30 protein-coding genes and 1 riboswitch are annotated in these 23,915 nt (G+C 55.9%); of the genes, 12 read left to right on the forward strand and 18 right to left on the reverse strand.

The window, feature by feature from the left end:
• Positions 1 to 11: 11 nt before the first annotated feature.
• Positions 12 to 644, reverse strand: a complete 633-nt coding sequence (locus tag KP806_RS06470) for an O-methyltransferase (RefSeq protein WP_224722753.1) — start codon at positions 642 to 644, stop codon at positions 12 to 14.
• 145 nt (positions 645 to 789) lie between these two features.
• Between KP806_RS06470 and KP806_RS06475 the strand changes: the two genes are divergently transcribed.
• Positions 790 to 1,935 (forward strand): THUMP domain-containing class I SAM-dependent RNA methyltransferase, encoded by a 1,146-nt coding sequence (locus KP806_RS06475; RefSeq protein WP_224722754.1) that lies wholly within the window; start codon positions 790 to 792, stop codon positions 1,933 to 1,935.
• A 23-nt stretch (positions 1,936 to 1,958) separates the two neighbouring features.
• Positions 1,959 to 4,007, forward strand: coding sequence for an LTA synthase family protein (locus KP806_RS06480; RefSeq protein WP_224722755.1), 2,049 nt, complete (start codon positions 1,959 to 1,961; stop codon positions 4,005 to 4,007).
• Positions 4,008 to 4,050: 43 nt separating this feature from the next.
• Here KP806_RS06480 and KP806_RS06485 read toward each other — a convergent pair whose 3' ends face one another.
• The 8 genes from KP806_RS06485 to racE form a co-directional block, all read right to left on the reverse strand.
• Positions 4,051 to 5,472 (reverse strand): PDZ domain-containing protein, encoded by a 1,422-nt coding sequence (locus tag KP806_RS06485; protein WP_224722756.1) that lies wholly within the window; start codon positions 5,470 to 5,472, stop codon positions 4,051 to 4,053.
• Between the two features lie 79 nt (positions 5,473 to 5,551).
• Positions 5,552 to 5,851 carry a hypothetical protein gene (locus KP806_RS06490; RefSeq protein WP_224722757.1) on the reverse strand — a complete coding sequence of 100 codons (300 nt, stop codon included), beginning with the start codon at positions 5,849 to 5,851 and terminating at the stop codon, positions 5,552 to 5,554.
• A complete protein-coding gene (locus KP806_RS06495) occupies positions 5,814 to 6,428 on the reverse strand; it encodes a DUF3990 domain-containing protein (protein ID WP_224722758.1) in 615 nt (204 codons plus the stop codon). Before KP806_RS06495 ends, KP806_RS06490 begins: the two co-directional genes overlap by 38 nt.
• Before the next feature lie 75 nt (positions 6,429 to 6,503).
• Complete coding sequence (locus tag KP806_RS06500; protein WP_224722759.1) at positions 6,504 to 6,731, reverse strand: DUF1450 domain-containing protein; 228 nt, start codon at positions 6,729 to 6,731, stop codon at positions 6,504 to 6,506.
• A 37-nt stretch (positions 6,732 to 6,768) separates the two neighbouring features.
• Complete coding sequence (locus tag KP806_RS06505; RefSeq protein ID WP_224722760.1) at positions 6,769 to 7,071, reverse strand: iron-sulfur cluster assembly accessory protein; 303 nt, start codon at positions 7,069 to 7,071, stop codon at positions 6,769 to 6,771.
• 24 nt (positions 7,072 to 7,095) lie between these two features.
• The gene (locus KP806_RS06510) at positions 7,096 to 7,338 is read right to left on the reverse strand and encodes a hypothetical protein (RefSeq protein WP_224722761.1); all 243 of its coding nucleotides are present in this window, start codon (positions 7,336 to 7,338) and stop codon (positions 7,096 to 7,098) included.
• Between the two features lie 121 nt (positions 7,339 to 7,459).
• Positions 7,460 to 8,344 (reverse strand): M14 family metallopeptidase, encoded by an 885-nt coding sequence (locus tag KP806_RS06515; protein ID WP_224722762.1) that lies wholly within the window; start codon positions 8,342 to 8,344, stop codon positions 7,460 to 7,462.
• A gap of 144 nt (positions 8,345 to 8,488) precedes the next feature.
• A complete protein-coding gene (gene racE, locus KP806_RS06520; protein WP_224722763.1) occupies positions 8,489 to 9,298 on the reverse strand; it encodes a glutamate racemase in 810 nt (269 codons plus the stop codon).
• Positions 9,299 to 9,482: 184 nt separating this feature from the next.
• Here racE and KP806_RS06525 point away from each other — a divergent pair, with 184 nt between their 5' ends.
• Positions 9,483 to 11,228: an alpha-glycosidase gene (locus KP806_RS06525; RefSeq protein WP_224722764.1), complete on the forward strand. Its 1,746-nt coding sequence runs from the start codon at positions 9,483 to 9,485 to the stop codon at positions 11,226 to 11,228.
• Between the two features lie 110 nt (positions 11,229 to 11,338).
• Positions 11,339 to 12,454 carry a sugar phosphate nucleotidyltransferase gene (locus KP806_RS06530; protein WP_224722765.1) on the forward strand — a complete coding sequence of 372 codons (1,116 nt, stop codon included), beginning with the start codon at positions 11,339 to 11,341 and terminating at the stop codon, positions 12,452 to 12,454.
• A 61-nt stretch (positions 12,455 to 12,515) separates the two neighbouring features.
• On the opposite strand, the gene KP806_RS06535 is transcribed toward KP806_RS06530, so the two are convergent.
• The 5 genes from KP806_RS06535 to KP806_RS06555 all read right to left on the reverse strand — a co-directional run bounded on the left by KP806_RS06535 (position 12,516) and on the right by KP806_RS06555 (position 15,253).
• Complete coding sequence (locus KP806_RS06535; RefSeq protein ID WP_224722766.1) at positions 12,516 to 12,926, reverse strand: YtxH domain-containing protein; 411 nt, start codon at positions 12,924 to 12,926, stop codon at positions 12,516 to 12,518.
• 1 nt (position 12,927) lies between these two features.
• Positions 12,928 to 13,452, reverse strand: a complete 525-nt coding sequence (locus KP806_RS06540) for a DUF948 domain-containing protein (protein ID WP_224722767.1) — start codon at positions 13,450 to 13,452, stop codon at positions 12,928 to 12,930.
• Positions 13,453 to 13,656: 204 nt separating this feature from the next.
• Positions 13,657 to 14,298, reverse strand: a complete 642-nt coding sequence (locus tag KP806_RS06545) for a helix-turn-helix transcriptional regulator (protein WP_224723105.1) — start codon at positions 14,296 to 14,298, stop codon at positions 13,657 to 13,659.
• Between the two features lie 94 nt (positions 14,299 to 14,392).
• Positions 14,393 to 14,812, reverse strand: a complete 420-nt coding sequence (locus KP806_RS06550) for a DUF86 domain-containing protein (RefSeq protein ID WP_224722768.1) — start codon at positions 14,810 to 14,812, stop codon at positions 14,393 to 14,395.
• Positions 14,813 to 14,965: 153 nt separating this feature from the next.
• On the reverse strand, positions 14,966 to 15,253 hold the full coding sequence (locus KP806_RS06555; RefSeq protein WP_224722769.1) for a Dabb family protein: 288 nt from the start codon (positions 15,251 to 15,253) through the stop codon (positions 14,966 to 14,968).
• 103 nt (positions 15,254 to 15,356) lie between these two features.
• On the opposite strand from KP806_RS06555, the gene KP806_RS06560 reads away from it, so the two are divergent.
• Positions 15,357 to 15,620: a hypothetical protein gene (locus KP806_RS06560; protein ID WP_224722770.1), complete on the forward strand. Its 264-nt coding sequence runs from the start codon at positions 15,357 to 15,359 to the stop codon at positions 15,618 to 15,620.
• Positions 15,621 to 15,695: 75 nt separating this feature from the next.
• Here the strand turns inward: KP806_RS06560 and KP806_RS06565 are convergent, their stop codons facing one another.
• Both KP806_RS06565 and KP806_RS06570 read right to left on the reverse strand, forming a co-directional pair.
• A complete protein-coding gene (locus KP806_RS06565; protein ID WP_224722771.1) occupies positions 15,696 to 16,085 on the reverse strand; it encodes a cupredoxin domain-containing protein in 390 nt (129 codons plus the stop codon).
• Positions 16,086 to 16,216: 131 nt separating this feature from the next.
• Entirely contained in the window at positions 16,217 to 16,621 is a 405-nt protein-coding gene (locus KP806_RS06570) for a hypothetical protein (RefSeq protein ID WP_224722772.1), read from the reverse strand.
• A 267-nt stretch (positions 16,622 to 16,888) separates the two neighbouring features.
• Between KP806_RS06570 and KP806_RS06575 the strand changes: the two genes are divergently transcribed.
• Genes KP806_RS06575 through KP806_RS06590 form a run of 4 tightly spaced genes read left to right on the forward strand, consistent with a single transcriptional unit; the run spans position 16,889 to position 19,433 of the window.
• Entirely contained in the window at positions 16,889 to 17,371 is a 483-nt protein-coding gene (locus KP806_RS06575; protein WP_224722773.1) for a hypothetical protein, read from the forward strand.
• Complete coding sequence (locus tag KP806_RS06580) at positions 17,372 to 17,674, forward strand: hypothetical protein (protein WP_224722774.1); 303 nt, start codon at positions 17,372 to 17,374, stop codon at positions 17,672 to 17,674.
• A 4-nt stretch (positions 17,675 to 17,678) separates the two neighbouring features.
• Complete coding sequence (locus KP806_RS06585) at positions 17,679 to 19,016, forward strand: glutathionylspermidine synthase family protein (RefSeq protein ID WP_224722775.1); 1,338 nt, start codon at positions 17,679 to 17,681, stop codon at positions 19,014 to 19,016.
• 12 nt (positions 19,017 to 19,028) lie between these two features.
• Positions 19,029 to 19,433, forward strand: a complete 405-nt coding sequence (locus tag KP806_RS06590; protein WP_224722776.1) for a DUF350 domain-containing protein — start codon at positions 19,029 to 19,031, stop codon at positions 19,431 to 19,433.
• A 313-nt stretch (positions 19,434 to 19,746) separates the two neighbouring features.
• Here the strand turns inward: KP806_RS06590 and KP806_RS06595 are convergent, their stop codons facing one another.
• A complete protein-coding gene (locus KP806_RS06595; RefSeq protein WP_224722777.1) occupies positions 19,747 to 20,415 on the reverse strand; it encodes a DNA alkylation repair protein in 669 nt (222 codons plus the stop codon).
• A gap of 65 nt (positions 20,416 to 20,480) precedes the next feature.
• Positions 20,481 to 21,035 (reverse strand): DUF1273 domain-containing protein, encoded by a 555-nt coding sequence (locus KP806_RS06600; protein ID WP_224722778.1) that lies wholly within the window; start codon positions 21,033 to 21,035, stop codon positions 20,481 to 20,483.
• Positions 21,036 to 21,122: 87 nt separating this feature from the next.
• A riboswitch (TPP riboswitch) is annotated at positions 21,123 to 21,226 on the forward strand.
• A 99-nt stretch (positions 21,227 to 21,325) separates the two neighbouring features.
• Here KP806_RS06600 and KP806_RS06605 point away from each other — a divergent pair.
• The 3 genes from KP806_RS06605 to KP806_RS06615 are packed head-to-tail and all read left to right on the forward strand — an operon-like array spanning position 21,326 to position 23,896.
• Entirely contained in the window at positions 21,326 to 22,081 is a 756-nt protein-coding gene (locus tag KP806_RS06605; RefSeq protein ID WP_224722779.1) for an ABC transporter ATP-binding protein, read from the forward strand.
• Positions 22,074 to 22,853 (forward strand): ABC transporter permease, encoded by a 780-nt coding sequence (locus KP806_RS06610; protein WP_224722780.1) that lies wholly within the window; start codon positions 22,074 to 22,076, stop codon positions 22,851 to 22,853. Before KP806_RS06605 ends, KP806_RS06610 begins: the two co-directional genes overlap by 8 nt.
• Positions 22,850 to 23,896, forward strand: a complete 1,047-nt coding sequence (locus KP806_RS06615; protein WP_224722781.1) for an ABC transporter substrate-binding protein — start codon at positions 22,850 to 22,852, stop codon at positions 23,894 to 23,896. The genes KP806_RS06610 and KP806_RS06615 overlap by 4 nt, the downstream gene beginning before the upstream one ends.
• The last annotated feature ends 19 nt before the right edge of the window (positions 23,897 to 23,915 follow it).

The following is a 23,915-nucleotide window of genomic DNA, read 5'->3' on the forward strand; positions in this document are numbered from 1 at the left end:
ATCGCCTTGCTTCATTTCACGATTGCGATTGCGAGGCCGTCGTAGCCCGGCAAGACTGTGCTGAGCAGCCGCTCGTCCCCCGCGACCGTTTCGTTGAAAGCGCGGACCGCACGCACCGCCGGCCCCGCTTTATCCGGATTCACCGTTCTTCCCCTCAGTAGTATATTGTCACCGACGATAACGGCACCAGGCACCGCGAGCTGAAGCGCATATTCCAAATAGACCGGATAACCCTCCTTGTCCGCATCGATGAAGAAGAAATCGAACGTTCTGCCCTCCTCCTTCAGCCCGGCAAGGCTTTGCCTGGCATCGCCCACCCTGTATTCTACTTTGCCGCCGAAACCGGCCGCCTCCATATGCTCCTTCGCCAAATCGGCGTACTCCTGCAGCAGCTCGAGCGATACCAGCTTCCCTTCCTCCTGCAGTCCCCGCGCAAGGCAAATGCCGCTATAGCCGCCAAGGGCTCCGATCTCCAAAATGCTCGACGCCTTCGACATCGTCACCAGCATCGTGAGCAGCCGGCCATAGCCGTCCGCAACCGAAATATCCCGCATGCCGCGCGCGGCGATTCCGGCTTTTACGCGCTCCAGGTCCTCATCCTTCCCATAAAGCGATTCCACATATCGTTCATTCACATCAGTCATTATGCTCTCTCCACTTTTATAATTTGTAAAAACATCCTCGTTTGTCCTATACTTGATTGTATGTTTTTGTCGGCAGAGTGACAAGCTTCCGCTTTCGGAGCTGCTTAAAGTCGCTATAGTATAGATGAAATGAGAGTGTGCAAAAATGGAAAAACTGCAATTGATCGCCACCGCCCCGATGGGACTCGAGGCCGTTGTGGCACGCGAGCTGAAGGATCTCGGCTACGAGGAGCTGAAGGTCGAAAACGGGCGGGTTAATTTCACGGGGGGGCCCATCGATATATGCCGCACGAATTTGTGGCTGCGCTCGGCAGGCCGCATATTGGTCAAAATGGGCGAATTTCCGGCAACGACCTTCGAAGAGCTGTTTGAAGGGACAAAAGCGCTGAACTGGCCGGACTGGATTCCGGAGGACGGCGAATTCCCCGTCAACGGCCGCTCGCAGAAATCGCAGCTGACCAGCGTTCCCGCCTGCCAAAGCATCGTGAAAAAAGCCGTCGTCAGCAAAATGACGGAGCGGTACGGGACGGAGTGGTTTCCGGAAGACGGAGGACGCTACGTGATCGAGGTAACGCTTATGAACGACCGCGCGATGCTGACGCTCGATACGACGGGCGACGGGCTTCACAAGCGCGGGTACCGCAGAGCGGCGACGGAAGCCCCGATCCGCGAGACGATGGCCGCCGCGCTCGTCCAGCTAAGCCGCTGGAACCCGGAACGCCCTTTATACGATCCTTTCTGCGGCTCCGGAACGATTCTGATCGAAGCGGCGATGATCGCCTGGAACATTGCTCCCGGCCTGCGCCGCAGCTTTAATGCAGAAGGCTGGCCGCTCGTACCGGACGAGCTCTGGGATGAGGCCCGGGATGAGGCGTTTGATCTCGTTAAAGACGATATTCCACTGCAGATCGCAGGCTCCGACATCGATCCGGGAGCCGTTGAAATTGCGGAGGCCGCGATCAGGAAAGCCGGCTTCGGCAAAGAAATCAATCTGACCGTACAGCCGGTTTCGAGAGTGAAATTGCAAGGAGACTATGGCGTTATCATTACGAACCCGCCTTACGGCGAACGGCTCGGCGACGATGCCGCGGCGGAGGCTGCGATCAGGCAGTTCGGCTTGACCGCCCTCCATTATCCGACCTGGTCCTATTTTGCGATCAGCCCGTCCGCCTCGATCGAGCACTATTTCGGTCGGCCGGCGGATAAAAAACGCAAGCTGTTCAACGGCCGCATCGAGTGCAACTACTATCAGTTTTTCGGCCCGCTACCGCCGCGCGGAAGCCGAAATTAGCCATAAGAAAGGTAACACGATTTATGTACGACAATGATCAAAACAAGCTGCGCCGTTTCATGAGATGGATGCTGGTGTTGCTGGAACGGCTGAAGGCGGCCGACGTGCTGCTGTTCGCAAGCGTACTGCTGGCCAAGCTCTACCTGTTCAATCGATTTCTAGGTTTGCCGCAAATGAAGATGAACGGCTCGGACACCGCGATTGAAACCGGGGCCATCCTGCTGTTCTGCTTCTGGACGCTATGGCTTCCGGCACGCGGGCGAATCGTCGCGCTTATCCTTCTCAATATGCTGGCGTCTTTCGTGCTGTATGCCGACCTTATCTATTACCGCTATTTTCAAGATTTGATTTCCGTGCCCGTGCTGCTTCAGCTGAGCCAGGTCGGCTCCCTGGGCGGCAGCATCGGGACGCTGCTCAGCTACAAAGATTTTATTTTGTTCGCGGACTGGCTTATTATCGTTCCGTTCGGCATTTATACGGTTTGGTACGGGCGCCGCGACCTTAAGCAAGCGAACGAATACCGCAAAAGCGCGCCCGCATGGCGGAAAGCGGCGGTCCGGATCGTGCTGAGCGCCGCCGTTTTCTATATCGGCACTACGCTCGTTTTCACCAACGTCAATTATGCGAAGCGTACGTGGGGACTGGGCATTTTCGAAGGAAACTGGTGGAATTTATCGGTTTATAATGTGACCGGCGGACTCGGCTTCCACGGCTATGACGTCTACCGTTACGTCAAACGGAACTGGCTCGACGCCGTCGCCGTCACCTCCGAGCAGTCGGAAGCCGCCAAGCAGTGGATAGAAGCAAAAGGCGATTCCAGGGGAGCGCTCGAGCAGGACGGGCTGTTCGGCGCCTACGAAGGCAGCAATGTATTGATGGTGCAGCTTGAAGCCTTCCAAAACTTTATGCTGAACAAATCCATAGGAGGGCAGGAAATTACGCCTAACCTGAACAAGCTGATCGGACAAAGCGCGTATTTCAGCCAATTCTATCACCAGACGGCGCAAGGCAGAACATCGGATGCCGATTTTACGGCCAACTGCTCCATGCAGCCCGTGGCGAACGGCTCCGTTTTCATCCAATACGCGCCGCATGAATTTTCGTGCATGCCGTCCATCCTGAAGGACAACGGATACGGCACCTCCGTCTTTCATGCGTATGAGGGCGGATTCTGGAACCGGAACACGATGTACCGGAATATGCGGTACGATCAATTTTACAGCCTGAAACATTTTGCGCTGGACGAGAAAATCGGCTGGGCGCTGGGCGACAAGTCGTTTTTCAGGCAGTCCATGGACGTCATCTCGGAGCAGGATAAGCCCTTCTACTCGTTCTTGATTACGTTGTCGAGCCACCATCCCTATACGATTCCGGCCTCTGAACAGAAGCTTGAGCTGGGCGAGCTGAAAGGCACGATGATGGGCGATTATCTGCAGGCCGCGCACTACGTGGATGCCGCGCTTGGCGAGCTGGCGGACCGGATGAAAGCCGAAGGCTTATGGGACGATACGATTCTGGTCCTGTACGGCGATCACGATAACTCCATCAAGGACTGGTCGCTGTTCGAAACGTTTCTCGGGAAACCGCTGAACGAGCTCGAAAGGCAGCAGATCTTGAAGCAGGTGCCGTTTATCGTGCACTTGCCGGGAGACGCCCATGCGGGCACGTATAGTCAGGCGGGAGGCCAGCTGGATATTACCCCGACCGTCATGCATTTGCTCGGCATTTCCACAGCCGATCAGTATATGATCGGCATGCCGCTATTGACGGAACAGCCTCTGCAGGGCAAGCAGGTCGTACTGCGAAACGGCGCCTTCACCGACGGCAAGGTCTATTATATGCCTTCGGGCGACGGCATAGCCGGCAACGGGGCATGCTGGAGCGTCGCCGGCAAAAAGCCCGCCGACATACAGGCGTGCTTGCCGCAGGCAGAGGAAGCTATGCAGGAGCTGACCGTATCCGATCAGATTGTGATGGGCGATCTGATCGCAGGCTTTAACGAGCGGAAAGCGTCGGAGGCTCGTGCAGACGCGGGGAATGGCAGCACCACGGAAGCTGCCGCACTCGAATGAAAAAAGGGGTTGTCCGGGCATTCAGCCGCGGACAACCCCTTTTTCAGCTTTTCCGCTGCGCCAGCCATTTCAGCACATCGTCAATCGTCTCCACAGGGACCACATTCAGCTTCGGTGCCGCTTTGCGCGCTTCCTGCTCAAGCGCGGCCGGCACAAAAAATACGTCAGCGCCAGTCCTGTTTACGGCGTAAGCCTTCTGCCGGATGCCTCCGATCAGCCCGATGGAGCCGTCCGCCTCGATCGTTCCTGTACCGGCAACCTTCAAACCGTACGTGACGCCGCCCGGCGTCAGCTGGTCGATGATCGCCAAGGTCAGCATCGCGCCGTGCGACGGCCCGCCGATATGCGCCATCAACCGTTTATAGTCCATGGCTCTCGGAATATCGAGATGAAGCTCGTCTTGGACCGATATGCCGAATACGGGCCGCCCGGGCGACTCGGCCGATGCCGCGGCGGGAACCTCCGCAACCTCGACTTCCTCTCCCCGTCTAACCGTTACCGCAACCGTATCACCGGGCTTCACCGACCGCTCCATGTACGCCGCCAGCTCCTCGACCGATTTGACCGCCTGGCCGTTCAGCTTCACAATGACGTCCCCCGCCTGCAGCCTTTGCTCGGCAGGGCTGTCCTTCACGATCGCGACGATCCGGACGCCGTCCGCCGTGACGCCTCCTCCTACGCCGGCTTTGTTCATCGCGACGGATGCTGCGATACCGTTCGCATCGTTTTTCATAGCGACGACCTGGGTGTAGGATTCCGACAACGGCGGTTCGCCCTCCTGGATTTTCTCGAACTCGTACCAGGGCAGCCACATGCCGAGCAGCCAGTCTGCGGCAGCCGCAGGCCGTTCGAACACAAGCACGCCGTTCACCTCGCCGCCGCTGCCGCCCCCTTCCGCGTGGGCATAACGGTTCATGTTAAGCGTCATGCCGGGGTAGGTAACGCGATAGCCCGTCGGATACAGGAAAAAAGCAAGGAGTGCGACCGTCAGCAGCAGGACTGAGCCGCCCTTAACGGGTAAACGCAGCCTCAGCCTTATCTTGCTTCCGCCCTGATCGTTTGCCGCTGCTCCGCCGCCCGCCGCCGACTCGCTGAGCAGCATATCCATGAACACCAGTACGGCCGCCGCTGCGATTGTAGTGAGGATCCATACGAGCCTCCCGGTTTCCAGCAGCACGGCATAGGCTCCCGATAGGCCGAGCAGCGCGATCATGCATCTGACCGGCAGCAGCGCATATTTTAAGGCCCGCTCCTTTTCTCTAAGCCTTCCTATGCCGAGCAGCGCACCGGCCGCCCAGCTTAGCGGCACAAGCGACAGGCCGTAGAACAAATAATCGATCATTTCGATCCACTGAAGCCCGCTCCTCGTCGTAAGCGGCCCCGGCAGCCAAACGAGCTCGGCCGCAATCAAATAACAAAACGCGATGAATAGTCCAACAATGTAGTACCGGACCGGCTTGTGCATAGCAGCCTCCTGGATTTCAATAAAAAATTGATTCATAGTTTGAATGAGAAAAAGACCCGACGAACGCGGTCGCGGGTCTTTATCTGGTCTGCAAATATTGCCCTTCCTCGTACTCAAAGCCCGGATCCCTGAGCTCGCTTTTCTCCGTCTCGCGGATATGCTCGAGCCATTTCTCCGGAGGATGGTCCGCGCGGTGTGCGCGGTCCAGCAGTTGCGCATAATGCGAACATGGCTCATAACCGCCCAGCTTGCGGATAACCGCAATGTACTCGACGACGAGCTGCCTGGCCGCCGCCGCCGCATAGCCGAATTGCCCGACCAGCGCTTCTGCGATGCCTCGCTCATATAAGCTCAACCTGACCTGCGTCCCTGTTCTCATAATACATCCACCTGCTTCCCGTATAAATATGATAGCCGGCCAGCCTCAAATGGGATTCCCAGCTTTCGGAGCAAAATACGACCTGGTTGCCGAGGCTGAGCGAATCGAGCCTGCGGCCTTTGCGGGACATCGTAATCTGTTCGTAAAACCATTGTTCGTCTTTCTTTAATTGTATCGCTTTATGTACGATTTTTCCAGTATCATTGTCCGCCATCGGACCGATTAGCAGCTCCGGATGTAAGACGCATGGATCCTGGCCTTTCATTTGCGCCGTCCGGTGTGCATAGATGAAAGCCGCCCAAGCGGGCGAATCGGACAAAAACAGCAGCGGCTCGAACTTCTCCGGTACGCTCTTCAATTCCACAACCAGCACGCAAGGCTTTCCCCCGCTCCATGATTCCTTCGCGGCCTTATGCGACCACTTGCGGGCTTGCGAAGCTGAAATCGTCGTATAAAATCCTTCCCCGAAATCCTTGCCCGGCCGCCAATAAGGCGGATTAAGCAGCTTCTGCCGAAATGAAGACACGCAATCGCTTGTCGTCCCGTGATACAGCAGCTGCGGCGTCGTGATGTCCACCGTCCCTCTCCTTTCTTCACGCGCGAAAAACCCAACGCCTGTGATCATCGTTGGGTCTTTCCGCGGTTCATCCCGCTATTTCTTCTTCACATAGGGAAGAGCCTTCTCGATCGCTTCATCCTCGGTCGGCGCCTTAATGTAGCGGCCGTTAATAAATACGAATGCGTAGCGGGCGCAAGGCCCGCAGTAGGATTTGCAGCCGATCTTGATATCGGCATCGGGCACGAGCTCCTGCAGCTTGCGCACAGCCGTTTTCATTTTCATATGTTTGCATTTGTCGCAGACCCGTATATCGTTAGCCATCGTTCATCGTCCTATTCCAACCTTTTTGCCGAAATGCTTAGTGGTCGCCGTGGTTCCCTTTGGTTGGATTCGTTACCGCAAAGCCTTCTTCAGGCACATAGAAATAATCGATCCGGACGCCGTCCAGAAAATCGTTCCCCTTCTCCAGAATGACGTCGATTCCGCTGTCCGTCGAGACGACGACGTCGTTCTCGGTAGGCTCGTCGATGCCCATCCCGTAGTGTGCATGGTCGCCGTGCGCATGAGTCACGTATACGCGCAGCAGCTTGCCCGCGTTCTCCGGCTTGTCCAGCTCAAGGCGGACAACCTTTGCCGCATTTTTCGAAATTTTGCATTTCATAATAAATTCAGCTCCTCTAATTGGTCATAATTTCATATTATACTTGGTCTCCATTCTGCGGGCAAACCATTCCGCCAGAAGCATGGTGACGGCAATGTCGTCAACGGGCAGAAACGGAAGCGGAAGCACGTCGGGAAGCACCCAGTACAGCAGTACGGGAACGGCAAACAGCAGCTTGTCCCGCACGAATACCTCCCTTGACCGGAGCAGCTGGAAAATACGGCTGAACGTTTTCTTCCAGTGGCGCAGCGTTAGCAATTTTCGCATGTGATCTTCCCACCTTTGCGGACCTTAGTACCCTGTTCGGAGGACATTTACAGACCTTTGCGGTTCATTATAGCACAAGCCCGTTCCGTTTACCCGAGGGGAGCAGACGAAGAGGCGCCCGTCATAGACGGAGCGCCTCCACCAGGAGCGGCTGCAGTTCTACGTAGATCTGATCGAACTTGCTTATCGGCAGCGGATTTTCCCCGTAACCGGCTTCTACCGTAAAACCGGGCCTGCGGAACTGCTGAATGAACCAGTCCTTGTAGCCCGCGTCGCTCCCTGCCAGCTTGATCGGCTTGTAATTGCTGGCCTGCCCGAGCCGTTTCGCCAGCTGCTCGGCTTCCGCCGGCTCGAAGTCGCGATAATTCCAATAAATTTCCCGCCCTTGAGTATGAAGCGCAAGTACGGCGTCGAACCGGATCGCCTCCGTAAACGAAGCCATCGCATACGCCTCCGGCTCGCTGAGCGGACTTGGCCCCGGATAATCCCGCGGGCCCGGCCCGCTTACGCCCCTGCGCCTGCGTTCTTCATCCCAGAATGCCGGAAATTGGTCGTTCAGATCCACGCCTCTTATGTTGGCTTTCCAGCCGCTGAAATCGTCCGAGCCGCCATTCCATTCGTAAAGCTGGCGGCACCACGGATGGGAAGGCGAATTGCCGCGCTGTACAAGCTCAACTCCGTCAGGATTTACCATCGGAACTGTCCATAGGGTGACTTCCCGGCAAAGATGCTGCACCTGCTGGCCTGCGATCGGGTCGCCGCTGCAATAGGCAGCCGCCAGATCGGCCTGAAAGCGCATGAGCAGCGCGGATGTGATCCATTCATTCGCATGAAAGGAGCCGTTCATATGAATTTGGCGAGGGCCGCTGCCGCATCGCAGCGCGAGCAGCGGCCTGCCCATCACACTGTTTCCAATCACGTAAGCCGACACGAAAGGATAGCTTCCCACCAGCTGTCTCGTACCCTCCACAACATCGAGATACCCGAAGGTTTGTACCGGATACATTACGAATCGCCTCCCCGCTTGCGCGCTTATGTCTAATCGTATGCCGGGATGTGCCAGTCCTATGTGGGAGTCCGATCAGCCGCCGCTGCTTCCGCTATTCCGGAGCGCCGGGCTCCCGCGTCGTACCCGGCGTTCCGGCCCGGCTTATACGATGGCCGGCACCTGCCAGACGACGGGGGACAATCCGATCTGCTTCCCGAGCCACCGCTCGGCAATCGATTTGAACATCAGGGAATCGCCGCTGCAAAAAAACTGGTGAACGGGCTCGTATCCGGCTCCGGCCAGCTGCTTCCCATCCTGCAAAATCGTTCTGATTTCACAGGCCGTCTCATCCGCAGAGCTGATCAGATTGACGCCCTGCCCCATCACCTCGGAAATTGTCTCCATCAGAAACGGATAGTGGGTACAGCCCAAAATCAACGTATCCATCGGATACTGCCTTAAGTGGCCGATCGATTTTCTAACCGTCTCGAATGTTTTGGCCGAGCGGAAATTCCCCTTCTCGACCAGCGGCACGAATTCCGGGCACGCTTCGCTGATGACGCGGACGTCCGGCGTCAGCAGGCGAAGAGCTTGCTCGTAAGCGCCGCTCTTGATCGTCCCCTCCGTCCCTATAACGCCGACGCAGCCGGTTTCCGTGCGCCTGATGGCTGCCCTTGCACCCGGGTTAATGACACCCACGACGGGAACCTGCACCCTGGAGCGGATATCTTCAAGCGCTGCGGCTGTCGCCGTATTGCATGCTATCACTATCATTTTGGGTCGAAATTGAATGAGATAATCGACAATCTCCCTTGTAAATCGGACAACCTCTTCGGAAGATCGCGGTCCGTAAGGCGTCCGTGCCGTATCGCCGTAATAAATGATTTTCTCCCGCGGCAGCTGGCGCATCACCTCTTTGGCAACCGTAAGGCCGCCTACGCCGGAGTCTAGTATCGCAATCGGTTGCAGCACAAACCCACCGCTTTCTCGAACAAAGTGGAATGATTCAAGTCAGAATAGCATATGAGCCCCGTTTCAAAAACGTACCTTCGGGCGCGCGGATTTGACTTGAATGCCAAGAGGCGGACCATACTCCCGAAATCTGTTTCGCCGGCCGCACACGGGGTATATATCAAATAAAAGGAGGAGACGCAAAATGCTGAAGGAATGCATCCACCATTCATCCGATAAAAAATGGGCTTACGCGTACGATTGCGATACATACTGTCTGCGGCTCCGGACGAAACGGGACGATGTCGATGAGGCGTTCGCCGTTACGGGAGACAAGTACGATTGGGAGGGCAGCTTTCAGGAGCTGAGCATGGAAAAAATTGCGGCGGACCGGCTTTACGACTATTGGGAAACCTGCATTCGGCCGGAGCATAAAAGATTTTCATACGGCTTCCGCGTATGCGGCGGCGGCGAAATGCTGTGGCTGATCGAGGATGGGATTTTCGAGGAACAGCCGTCTCCGCCGGGCGGTTATTTCGAGGTGCCCTTCATCCACAAGGTCGATCTGTTCCATGCGCCTGAATGGGCCAAGCAGGCTCTTTTCTACCAAATCATGCCCGACCGGTTCGCTAACGGCGATCCGGACAGAGATCCGGAGCATGTAACGCCATGGGGCGAGCCACCTGAAGGCGAATCCTGCTTCGGCGGAGATCTGCAGGGCATTATCGATCATCTTGACCATTTGACGGATTTGGGAATCAATGCGGTGTATTTGACTCCCGTTTTCAAGGCGCCGTCGAATCATAAATACGACACGGTCGATTACAAGCGGATTGATCCTGCGTTCGGAGACAAGCGGCTGATAAAGAAGCTGGTCCGCGAATGTCACGAACGCAATATCAGAGTCGTTCTGGATGCGGTGTTCAACCATACAAGCGAACGCTTTCCTCCGTTCCGGGATGTACTGGAGCACGGCGAAAAATCCAAATATAAAGACTGGTTCCATCTATACGAATTCCCGGTCGAAGTGAAAGACGGGATTCCGAATTACGCGTCCTTCGGTTTCTACGGGAATATGCCAAAGCTGAATACGTCCAATGCGGAGGTTAAGGAGTATTTGCTCGACATCGCGACCTATTGGATCAAGGAGGCGGATATCGACGGCTGGCGCCTCGACGTGGCCAATGAAATCGATCACGCCTTCTGGAGAGAGTTCCGCGCCGCCGTCAAAGAAGCGAAATCCGACGCCTTCATCATCGGAGAGGTATGGGGCAATTCGCTTCACTGGCTGCACGGCGATCAATTCGATTCCGCCATGAACTATCCGGTTACAAACGAAGTGCTCGATTTTTTCAGTTCTTCCGGGCGCAGCGGTGCTGATTTCGCGGAAAGGGTCAACAGACTGCTCATGAGGTATCCGCAGCATACGAATGAGGTCATGTTTAACCTGCTGTCAAGTCATGATATACCGCGTGCGGCTACGAGACTGAACGGCGACAAACGGCGCTTGAAGCAGGCCGTCGTGTTCATGATGACTTACATCGGTATCCCTTGCGTGTACTACGGCGATGAAATCGGCCTGGACGGCGAAACCGATCCCGACTGCCGCAAATGCATGGAATGGGATGCCGACCGTCAGGACCGCGAGCTGTACGATTTTTACAAGCTTGCGATCGGCCTGCGGAAAAAGCTTGGGGCTCTCCAGGACGGAAGGCTGCGCTTCCTGCACGCGGACAGTGAAAAAGGGACGGTCGTCTACGAACGTTTGAGCGGAAGCCAGCATGTCACCGTCTGGCTGAACAACACGGAGGAAACCGTCACCCTTTCTCATCCGATGAAAGCGGGCGGCTGGCGGGATGCCTTCTCGGGCGACGAGGTTGAAATCGCCGAGGATCAGCTTCAAACCGAGCTGGAGCCGCTTGGCTTCCGCATCATGTTCCGGGACATTTGACAAAATGCCGGTTTTTCAGGAATAGCGGTTTCAAAATCCTTCCTGCGGTTTAAGGAACTAATATGAGGATATACACAACAACATTGCAAATCACATGGGAGGAACTTACTTTGAAAAAACATACAGAATGTTTAGCTATGCTGCTCGCCGGCGGCGAAGGACGCCGTCTGGCTCCTTTAACCGATCAGTTGGCCAAGCCCGCCGTTCCTTTCGGCGAACGGCTGCGTCTGATCGACTTTCCGCTGAACAACTGCTCTCATTCGGGCATCCGGACCATTGGGGTGCTGACTCAATATTGCGCCGACAGTATACACGAGTATATTAACGAACGGTATGCGCCGCAGCCGGCGCACACCGAATCTCTTCAAATGACGATGCTTCCTTCCTATCTAAAGGGCATAGGAGGTTATTCCGGAACCGCAGATGCGATTTACCGGAATATAGATTATATCGATCAGCATGCCCCCGAGCATGTGCTGATCCTGTCGGGCGACCATATCTATCAGATGGACTACCGGCCGATGCTGGATTTTCACAAAAAAAAGCGGGCTTCGGCCACGATAGCCGTCAAGCCCGTACCTTGGCGGGAGGCGAGCCGGTTCGGCATTCTGGATACGGATAGCCGGCAGAGGATTACATCGTTCGAGGAAAAGCCGGCAAAGCCTTCAAGCAATCTGGCTTCGATGGGCATCTATTTGTTCAAATGGGCGGATTTAAAACGTTATTTGCTCGAGGATGCGGCAAATGACGCTTCAAGCCATGATTTCGGCAAAGATATTATTCCTGCCGTTCTGGCATCCCGGGAGAACATGGCGGCCTACCCTTTCAAAGGATACTGGCGGGACGTCGGCACGATCGAAAGCCTCTGGGCTGCCAATATGGACCTGCTTGGCGGCGAGCTGACGCTTGATGCCGGCAAGTGGCGCCTGCCGGGCGCCAACCCGGACGTTCCGGGCTCCGAGGCGGGAGCCAGGCTCGAGAGGTCGGTCGTCTGTCCCGGCGTCACGATCGGCCGCGGCAGCGAATTGAGCGAGTGTATCGTCATGCCGGGAGCCCAGATCGGCAAAAATGTTAAAATACACCGTGCGATTATCGGCGAAGGCGCCATCATTCCCGACAGGGCCGTCATTGAACGATACGACGGGCAAATATCGGTCGTCGGTCCGGGCGAGATTCTGAGTGCAGCAGGGCTCGATGAAAAGGCGGCTTCGGCGGCAGCGTCATAAAGTGAATAACAAAGGTCCCGCGCAGAAACGGATGTTTTCTCGCGCGGGACCTTGTTATCGATTAGAACTCTTTCGTTACCGCCGCTTCCGTCTCGCCTGCCTCTACGGCTTCGATTGCCTTGCCCTCCTCGATGGCTGCATCTGCTATTGCTTCCGCCGCCAAGGAAGCCGGAACAGCTTCCACTTCCTCGCTTCCCTTATTACGGAGTCTTAAGCTGCTGACAGTCAGCTTTGTTTTCTCGCCAAGCTGTACCGCCTGCTCGCCAAGCTGCTTCGCGATCCGGCTTGTCGTATCGCTAACCTGGCCGGCTGCTTTGACTGTGGCATCGCCTACTTTTTGTGCGCCTGTCGAAATATCCTGACGAAGCTCCTTGCCTGCCTTCGGCGCCAGAAGCAAAGCCGTAATGGATCCGACAACTCCGCCTGCCAAAGCTCCCAATAAAAATCCTTTTGATTGTTTACGTGTCGACATGTTAGTCGCTCCTTTCGTTCTTAGCGTGCCCTTCGCCTCTGCCGCCCGATGCGAAGCCCGATCCGGTTGCGGGTTCATGATCGCGCTCATCCTGAGCGGCTGCCTTTCGGTTAGTTTGCCACAGCTGCCACGCCGCCATTCCTAGCTCCGCCCACTCCAGCGCTTCTACCGTTTGTCGCTTCGCCGCCGCGCGTTTCGCATGATATTCCGCCGATTCCGATAATACGGACGATATGCTTTCGACCGCCGATGTCGTGTGCGCGATTGCCTCTCCGACCTGACCCGCCGCTTCAAACAGCTTGCCGGCCGCCTGGAATTGGCGCCGAGCCGTCTTCATCGTTTCTTCCGTTTGCTGCATCAGCACGCCCAGCTCCTTCGAACGCTCGAGCAGCTCCTGCTGCATTTCGGCTGCCGACGCCTGAAGCTGCGACAGCTTTCCAAGCGCCGTACGCAGCGCCGTCAAAATGCCCACAGTCAGCACGACAAAAGCGGCCGCGGCAATCGCGGAGCTCCATGATACGATCATGCCCTTCTCCCTCCTCCTTCATCAATGGCAGGGTCATCTTTGTTTTGTATCTAGACGAATGCCCACTTGCGTAATGACAGTATAAGCAGCATGGGCTTGTCTTGACACAAGAGCGGTGAAAATGGAGGGGCCCACGCAAAAAAAGCCGTTCCGGCAGACCCGAGTCTGCTGAAACAGCTTTATTCCTGTTCTTATGATCCTATTTCAACCGATCCGATAGCTGCACCTGCCGCCGCCTTTTGCCAAACATTCCGTCCGTTCGACGGGCGCTTCAAGCAGCTTCCTGAATAAGGCGAGTTCGCACTTGCAGGCTTGCTGATATTTGCCTGCGACCTGTGCAATCGGACAGTTATACTCATACAGCATGTAGCTGCCGTCCTGACTGGACTCCGTCTCGACCATATAACCGCTTGCGTTTTGAATAACCGCAAGCTCGTTTACCCTCTGCTCCAGGCCTTTATCCGCCATTCGCGGTTCGTACCGCTCCTGCAGCTTCTTCATGCGTCCCTCAAACAGCCGATCGATCAGCGCCGAGGTCGCGGGATCGTCCGCAAGCTCGTCCAGCAGATCCAAAGCGAGCACGTGGTAATTTTTCGGAAACAGGTCGTCCGCCTTCGCCGTCAGCTCATAGGCGTGAAGCGGCCTCCCCATCGCTTGACGTACGGCTGTAATCGTAACGGTGCCTTCGCGCTCCATCACGTACATATGCCGCCGAACCGCCATCTCCGTCAGCTCCAGCTCCCGGGACAATTCGCCTGCGGTCATCCTGCCGCTTCTCTTCAGCAGCGCCAATATGCGCTCGCGCGTCTTGCCTTCCCCGATCGAATCGGCACCGGCCGTCCTCATCGTTTCGCTCCGCTTCAACCCTTCACCACCTTTAGAGACGTGACTGCGTCACGTTGACGGATGACATCCCTTTGATTATTCCAGCTTTCCGAGTCTACAGCTCGCGCTCCAAATATTGCTCGACCGATTGCTTATAAACGGGGAGAATCGCTGCTAACGACTCTGTCAACGGATGGAGCTCGCTTCTGCTCCAATGAAAATATTCCTGCACAAGAGGCTTGCGCAGCTTCACCAGCTCGATCAGCGCAGGCTGCATATTCTGAGGGAAAGCGCCCGCTTCGCCCGTAATTTCGATAATATCTTCGTAGCTGCTGGCATCCCTCATAATAAATCCGTCAATGAGATAGCTGCCGACGTCGGTAACAATTTCGATGGCCAAATGCAGCGCGCGCTCCTGCGCCAGCCCCTCCAGCATCGTCCCCTGCCAGCCTTCCGACAGCGACTGCAGCGTCGCTGCGATCGCCGGCACCGCATCCAGCCTCACCGCAATTTGTCCGCGATTTACATAATACATCGTTTAGTCGCCCGCTTTCAGCCTTGCTTCTTTTTTTTGGCTTTGCGTTTCAGCCAAGCTACCATAATAATGCTGCTAAAAATGATGATCAACAAATAAGTTAAAATTTCGTAAACGTCCCGCATGTCACTCATAAGTCAATAACCTGCTCTCTTAGCACTCAAAGTCGACGCTGACGGAAGCCTCGCGCACCTGTATCATGTGCTCGATTACTTTTTTATGAACGGGATGCACCTGGTATGCTTCAAGCGCCTCCATCGATTCGAACTTCGTAATGAGCGCGATGTCGTATGAGCGCTCCGAATGAAGCACGTCGATACCGACCTCGATCGATTTCAGCTCCTCGATCTTGCCTTCCATGTCGCGCAGCACCTGCGCGGTACGGGCAACGCTCTCCGGGCTGCCGTCTTTCAGCTTAAAGCAAACGATATGGGTAATCATAATGGGTTCCTCCTCTGATGTCGTATGAATTTCGTCCTTTTGTCACATAATAACCTAAGCAATCGCATTACGGCAATCTTTCACATAAAGGAGACCGGTAGTTATGCGTTATCCCGTTACCATCGCGGCCGCGCTTATTGGCCTTGCCGTCTGCTTGTTCAATTACACCGGCTACGACCCGCATAATATGATTTTCTTTATGCTCAGCATTCCCGCCTGGGTCGCGGATCTGTTCATCGATATCCACGAGGTAAGCGTCCTGCTGATGTATGTACTTACGATTCTGACCTGGGCGCTTCTCGGCTACATCGCCGACGTGCTCATCGCGCGCGGCCGTGAGCGGGACCGCAGACGCCGTTCCGCATAAATCGCATATGATTTGCAAAAAGGAGCCTTTCGGCTCCTTTTTGCTTTCCTACCATTCAGCTTAGTATTGCAAGCCTTATGCCGCTTCGACAACCAGCTTGGCTTCCATCGTTGTGTGGCCTTGTCCGCATGGGATCGAGCAATAAATTCTATATTCACCAGGCTTGGTAAGCTCCAGATCCATTTCCGGATGATCATTATCCAAAGCGACTTGAAGCTCGTCGATGTGAACGCCGTGAATACCGCTCTTGTTGGAAAGCTTCAGTCTTACTTTGTCGCCGACCTTCGCCGTATAAACCTCTTGGTCAAATACGAAATCATTGGACGCTACAACCTTCATCAGTACCATACCTTCAGGCAGCGAGGCAGACTCGTCAACCGGTCTCTCAGGCAGGGCGAATGTGAGCAAATAAACGCCCAGCAACGACGCTGCTGTAAATAAGACAAACATAATCCACTTGTGCATTGCTACGTGCTCCCCTTTGCGATCAAAATGTCTACCTCTTATATTACATAAGATCGTCCGAAGTTCTCAACCTTAAACTGCTCAAAGAGGGAATTTTTTTTGCCTTTTTGACAAAACCTTGAACAATTACGTCAAGTACCGGACAAATACCGCTTCAGCAGCGTTTCCGACTCCGCCTTCACAAACCCCCAAAGCATGAAAAAACCGTGATGATAGCCGCGGCATATATATTTCGCATGCAGGCCGTCTTCTTCCCGGTTCTCCTCGTAAACCTTAATGCCCGTCTCGCGAAATTGTCTTCTGATCGCAGCCAGATCCAGCAGCACCCTGTCCTGCATCCCGCGCAGCATCGATTCGTAAAATCTAGGCAGCTTGATTGCCGACTTGCCGATAACCCGGATATCGTGATCCAGAATCCTCATGACGATGCCAAGCATCACATATCGCTTCACCAGCACGAGCTCCTCCTCGGTTTGGATCGGCGGATGCTGGGCCGTCTTCACCGCGGTGCGGCCCTCTTCCTCATTAGCGGCCATTGCCACCCCTCCATACAAGAACGTATGTTCTTATTATAGCCAGAACCCGCTTGTCCATGCAAGCGGTTTTGCCTTTTGCTACATTTTTCATATTGGAAAAAAGTTGAAAAGATAGTATCGTGTATAAAGTATGTCTTCAAAGGGACGGACGATTTTCGGCTTTTTTTGAAACTTACGGCACCCCTGTTACGTCTAAAACATTATTTTGACGCGTCGATCACGCTACTGCTTGTGCCAAAAACTGCAACTCATAAGGAGGCGCTAGTTATGATAATTCCGGTCATCTATAAGGAATGGTCGGAACCGGAGCAGCGGGTGCTTCGCACGGTGGCCGACACGGAGGCCGCTCAGGGCGATCTGTTTGTCCGCAAGCTCGTGAACGCGACCTTGTTCCGCAACGGCCTGTACGAGCATACGGCAAACGAGTGCGAAGAGGGCCATCGGCATCATATTTACGTAAAGCCCTACCGCGAGGACGACGATCCTATTTACGGGCAGGCGATCCGGACCGCGCTGCAGGAATGCTGCACCGTCTCCGAGTTTATGGAAGCCGAGTTTTTGCTGTGGAACGGCATCCGCTTTCATCCGTGCTCGCTCAGACGGCTGGCTCCCGCGGCACCGCTCGAGTTCGCACAGCTGCTGCTGGATCATTACATCGTGACCGAGGGACATACCTACGAGACGGTTTACACGGTATATGATATGGACCGCAGCAAAATCGTTATTTTTTTGAAAGAGGTGAATGCTTAAATGCAGGATGAGAGGAAGACGGCATCTTCTGCGGATACGGGCTCCGCAATCCGTTCCCGCAGCCGGAAGGCGCTCGCTTTCGCTTTGATGCTGACCGTACCGGTCGCTTTAAGCGGCTGTAATCAAACGAGCGCGCTCGAAGAATGCGAAGATGACGACCTGGACGGCTACTGCGACGACGACCGCTCCGGCACTTATATTTCACATGGCAAAACCTATAAAAAATCGTCCAGCTACAAATCGGCAACCGGATCGTCGAAGGGCTTCGGCAGCTCGGGTATCAGCATCGGAAGCGGGGGATAAGCCGGTGAAGCAGCGAATCGTTTCCCTGCCGCTTGCGCATGACGAGCTGTTTCGCGGCGAGCTAGCCGAGCGGATCCCCTATCACCGGATGCACGGCAAGCAGTACTGCCTTCCCTCTATTGCGCTGTACGGGGAAGAGGAATATGAAGAGCTGCAGAAAGCCTCGGAGCTCGTAGACCGGATTTACTGGAAAGCGCTCCGATTCGCCCAGCGCCATTTGCCGGATTCGTTTCTCGCGGAGCGGCTCGGCATTCCTTCCTCCCTTCTGCCCGCCGCGCGCATCGAAACGCCGCTGCACGGCATTTCCAGACAGGACTGGATCGTAACGAAGCAAGGCCTCAAATGCATCGAGAACAATACCGATACGCCGACGGGTGTTCCCGAAGCCGCGTTTCTGGGCAACGCCGTCATCGGCCGCCATACGCTGCTCCGCTCGGCGTCCGCGCGGATGGACGAGGCGCTGAAGGAAGCGTTCGGCGGCCTGATCGCCCATTACCGCAAAGCGGGGATTGACGGCGGAATCGCCTGCACCGGCTACGGCTGGCACACCGAGGATGCCTGCAACGCCGAATACGTCCGTGAAATGATCCGGCAGCTGGGCCATCCGGTCCAATTCGTTCCGCTCGACCGGCTAGAAATTTCGGAGAACGGCGGCCTGTACGGGAACGGTGAACGGATCGGGCTCCTGTACCGTCTGTATCCGCTCGAGTATTTGATTCATGACACCGACGAAACGACCGGAGTGAACGTGGGCGAAGCGCTGATGGAGCTCGCCCGGCATGGCCGGCTGGGCCTTATGAACCCGCCGCAAAGCGCCATTACGCAAAGCAAAGGATTTATGGCACTTATCTGGGCGCTCTACGAGCGCAATGCCGAATCGGCCGCCGTGCACGGCAGCCCCTTATTCACTGCGGAAGAAACTTCCGCGATTCAAACCTACCTGCTGCCCACCTATTACGAGAACACTGTTTTTGTAAGGCAGGGAATCCCGTTTGTCGCCAAGAGCTACTGGGGCCGCGAAGGGAAGGGCACGACGCTGTTCAGGGAGGACGGAACCGTCGAGGCCGAGGAATGGGGACTGCAGGAAAGTGCCGGAGAAGATGATGAGGACATCAAACAATATTATGCAAATCAGCCGAAGGTGTATCAGCAGCTTTTTCCGATGGAGGAGGTTATGGTACATACGGAGGACGGCCCGTTTCACGGCAGTCTGCTCACCGGAGCGTATGTCATCGGCGGACGCTTCGCCGGCCTGCTTCCGCGGGTCGGCGGGAAAATAACCGGCGATATGGCCTATTTCTGTCCGGCAGCGATCCGTGAAAGCGGAAAACCTATTTTTTAGGAGGAATCTTTCATGAATGAATATCTTCAAGACGCCGCCAACGTCGGGATCGGCCTCGCCATCCTGCTCGTCATTCTGGCCGCCGGCGCGTTCGTCTTCAGCAAGCTGACGCGTTACAACGATTCGGAGCAGATCGCGGCAGGCAACCAGGCGGCAGGCATGTATATGGGCAGCAAGCTGCTCGGCCTCTGCATCATTGTAGCTATGGTATCCTACAGCTCCGACGATTGGGTATCGATGCTGGTCTGGTCCGCGGTCGGCATCGTCATTTTATGCCTGGTCTACCTGATCTTCGACTTTTTGACTCCGCGGTTCAAGGTATGCGAGCAAATCGAACAGGGCAACCTCGCGGTCGCTCAGCTGCTCCGCGCCGTCATTATCGGCGTTTCGATCGTGATCGGCACCTTTCTGATGTAAAACCTGCTTCCAGGCGTATGCAAAATAAAAGGAACCATCGCTTTCATAGGCGTGGTTCCTTCGGTGTTTTTTATTCATCCTTATTTGTTTCTCCTTCAGGGTCGGGGTCCGTTTCGTAACCGCATGAACCCCTTGCCAGCTTCCCCTCTGCCTATCCGTCGCCGGCTTTCCTTGCCTTTCCAAATGGTTTCTGGCCTTCTTCGCCTTGCTCATCGACATCTCGCCGCCTCCTGTGACCGGCTGTTTTGCGCAAATCGCTTGCCGGCATAGCCAGTATAGCATATGCAGAGTGCTGCAGACAGGAGCGAATCGTCTAGCCCAGGTGCTTCAGCGCTTCCTTCCTGCTTAGTGCCGACAGCTCGGTAGCCTCCACAAAACGAAGCACCGCCGCGGCATCGGTTTTCGCATATTCCCGAAGCGCCCACCCGATCGCCTTGCGTATAAAAAATTCACTTTCGTCCTTTGTCCGGCCGATGAAATCGAACAGTCTTGCGGCGTCAGTCTTGTCCTTATATTTTAATTGAAACAACAGAGCCGTCCGGCGCAGCCACATATTGTCCGATTCGATCCAGAGCCCGGTATAGGCCGGGACCAAATCCGGATAACGCTTGAAGTGTCCCCCTATCAAATGGTCCGCGATAAAATCAACCGTATCCCACCACGAATGCGCCGTCACCCACCGCTCCAGACGGTCGATATGCGAACGCTCCGCCGCCTTCCCGTATTTCTCCATCAAGCCCATCGCGGCATAATGAAATTCGCGTTCGGGCAGCTCCCACAGGCGCTCGGCGGCATGCAGCAGCTCTTCTCCCTTCGGCAGCCCGCGCTTCTTCCAAAACTCCTTTAACAGCCGCTCGCGCTCCGGCTTCTTGATGCCGAGGAAAGGAAACTGATTCCGCATATACGCTTCCATCGCTTCCGCCTTCTCCCGGTCGGCATGCCCTCTGAGCCAGGCTTCCAGCTCCGATATGTAATCTGACAAATGAATTCCCCCTTCCTTGCACCCTGGCACAAGCGGCATCCGCCTTCAATAGAGGCAGGACTCTATTACTCCCTATACATCGTTTCTTCGTCGGCGATGCTTTGAATATCCTCCGAGCTGATGCCAATGTACACATATCCGTCCGTCTGCTGCTTCTTCAGTGCCTTCTCCTTAAAATATTTCGGGCTCCCCTCTCCCGCATCCTCGTCGTACACGAGCAAAATGCCGTCGGTTTTGCGGAACAGCAGCTCGTCTCTCGCCGTGAATTGCCAAGGGCCGCTGTACGGCTGCTTGCTGACGGCCGCATAATAGTCGACCCCTTTCAGCACCTGCGCGTAATATTCCTTTTTGTCATCCTTCCAGTTTTCCTCGGGGCTGCTGAACGCGGTCAAAATCGACAGACGCAAATGCGGATAGGCCTCCTTAAGCTCGATAACGACCTCGCACGCCCACAGGTCGACGCCGATTTGGCCGGGCGTGATGACCCATTCCAGGCCGTCCTCGACGAGCGGGACGAGCTTGCCTTTCAACGCTTTTTTGATATAAGCGATCCCTTCGTGCTTCTGGCTGAATATGTTCAGCTCATGGGCGCGATAGCCGGTTACGAGTAGATTTTTCATGGGTGCTGCCGTCCTTTTCCGGAAATTGATGGTTTACATCCTTCCAGTGTATGCTATAGTAGAAAAAAAACAAACTGAATATGAATCTCAATTCACTAGGGGAGTCTGACGGCTGAGATGGGGCGAAACGCTCCGGACCCTTGGAACCTGATCTGGATCATTCCAGCGGAGGGAAGTGGAGCAAGCAGCCTTTATGCATGCGCGTTCGCGCGCTTGCTGTCAAGACCCGCTCGTTTCCTTCCGGAAACGGGCGGGTCTTTATTTTTCAGTAACCAGAAGGAGGAATCGGCTTGACTTACGTATTGACGCTTCAAGGCGTGGGCTGCTCCTTCTCGAAGGAGAGCGGCCCCGTGCTCTCCGGCGTCTCGCTGGACGTGCGGGCGGGCGAGTTCGTATCGGTCGTCGGCGCGAGCGGTTCAGGAAAAAGCACGCTGTTCAAGCTCATTGCCGGGCTGCTGGAGCCGGATTGCGGCGAAATCCGGCTTCGCGGCGCAAAGGCGGGCGGCCGCTTGGGCAAAGTCTCATACATGCCGCAAAAGGATCTGCTGCTGCCCTGGAGAACCGTTCTTGCGAACTGCCTGCTCCCGCTCGAAATCGCCCGAAGCAGGACGGAGCCTGCGAAACGGGAAATAACCGCCAGGCTGAAGGACTTCGGCCTGGCGGGGCTTGAGCATGCCTACCCGGACGAGCTGTCCGGCGGCATGCGGCAGCGGGTCGCCTTTCTGCGTACGATCGCAGGCGGCCAGGAGCTGCTGCTGCTCGACGAGCCGTTCGGGGCGCTGGACGCGATGACCAAACGCGACATGCAGAGATGGCTGCTCGGGCTGTGGAGCGAGCTGGGCAAAACCGTGCTTTTTATTACGCATGACCTGGAAGAAGCTCTGCTGCTTAGCGACCGGATCTATATGATGAGCGGAACCGGGCAGGGCGGCAGCGGTGTACGGGAAATGATCGTGCCGCTGCCAAGGCCGCGCCGTTACGAGATGGTGTACGAAGCCGGCTTTGCAGGCCTGCGGCAGGAATTGGAGCGGCGGCTTCATGCGTAAGCGGACGGCATTACGATCGCTCGTTGACGATTATGGACTCTTTCTGCTTATTCTGGCATTGGCGCTGCTCGTATGGGAATCCGCCGTGAGGCTCGGCTGGGTGCCCGCCTTCATCCTCCCCGCCCCCACCTCGATCGCAATCGCGCTGGCGGAGGACGGACGGCTGCTGCTTGGCGTCCACCTGGCCGCCACCTTGAAGGAAATCGGGGCCGGCTTTCTGCTGTCCGTCGCGGGCGGAACCGCGCTGGCCGCTGCCATGCACGGGAGCCGTACGCTCGAGAAGGCGTTTTATCCGTTCATCGTCATCAGCCAAACCGTGCCGATCATCGCACTTTCGCCGATCTTCATCATGTGGTTCGGGTATACGATCTGGAGCAAGGTAGCGGTCGTCTTTCTGACCGCCTTCTTCCCTGTCGTCGTAAGCACGTATGACGGCCTCCGCAAAGGAGACCGCGAGTTCCGGGAGCTGCTGCTGACGATGGGCGCGTCGCGCTGGGATATTTTCCGCAAGGTTCAAGTTCCCGCGGCCCTTCCCTCCTTTTTCTCGGGGCTTAAGCTGTCCATCGTCTATTGCGTGGTCGGCGCGACGATCGGCGAATGGCTGGGCGGAAGGGAAGGTCTCGGCTATTTCAGCAGAAGGATGTCCGGCAAGCTGGATACCGATTCCATGTTCGCGGCCGTGCTGCTACTGTCCCTGCTCGGCATCGTATTGTTTGCCGCGGCCGCATGTATAGAGAAAATCATACTTAGGAGAAGAGGAATACAAAAATGAAACAAAGAAATCCGATCCATCCAAAACGGGCGCTGCCTGCCCTTCTGACACTGGCGCTGCTTGTTATCGGCGGCTGCGGGAGCCAGTCGGACGCCGGCGGCACGAATACGACCGGGGCTTCCGGGGAGCCGGCCGCAGCGCAGCAGACGGAGAAGCTGAGCATTATGCTGGACTGGTACCCGAACGCCGTGCATTCCTTTTTGTACGCAGCCAAAGAAAACGGATATTTTGAGAAGCAGGGTCTCGAGGTCGATATTCAAATGCCCGCCGACACGAATGATGCGCTGAAGCTTGTCGCCGCCGGCAAGGTCGATCTGGCGCTGAGCTATCAGCCGCAAATTTTGATGGCCCGCGGGGAAGGCGTCCCGGTCAAATCGGTCGCGGCAATCGTCAGGCATCCGCTTAACCACCTGATGATTCCGGAAGGCTCCGGCATCAAATCGCCGAAGGAGCTTGCCGGCAAAAAGGTGGGCTATTCCTCCATTCCGCTCTACGAAGCGATGATGCGCACGATGACGGATAACGACGGCGGAGACGGGCAGAGCGTCGACATGATCGACGTCGGCTTTGATTTTATCCCGGCCATTGCAACAAAGCGGGTTGACGCCATTATCGGCGGCTTCATCAATCACGAGCAGCTGCTGCTGGCCAAGGAAGGACATCCGGTCACTGCCATCAATCCGACGGAATTCGGCGTGCCCGATTATTACGAGCTTGTGCTTGCGGCAAGCGACGAAGGCCTCGGGAAGAAGCGGGAGCTGTTCGAGCGGTTTATGGCGGCGGTAACGGAAGGTCAGGACTATGTCGAGCAAAACAAAGAGAAGGCACTGGACGTCCTGTTCGCGCATGAAGACAAAACGGCTCCGCTAGACCGCGAAATCGAAACGAGGAGCCTCGATATTTTGCTGCCGCTGATGGACGCCGGAGATCAAGCTTTCGGTTACCAGGATGCCGGGTCGTGGGCCAAGGTGAAGGAATGGCTCGCGGAAAATGGCCTGCTGTCTGAGGAAATCAAAGCCGAAGACGCTTTTGTCAATTTGTAGGCCCTGGGACAAACAAGGA

It is taken from the genome of Paenibacillus vietnamensis, assembly GCF_020169515.1.
GTDB classification, from domain to species: domain Bacteria; phylum Bacillota; class Bacilli; order Paenibacillales; family Paenibacillaceae; genus Pristimantibacillus; species Pristimantibacillus vietnamensis.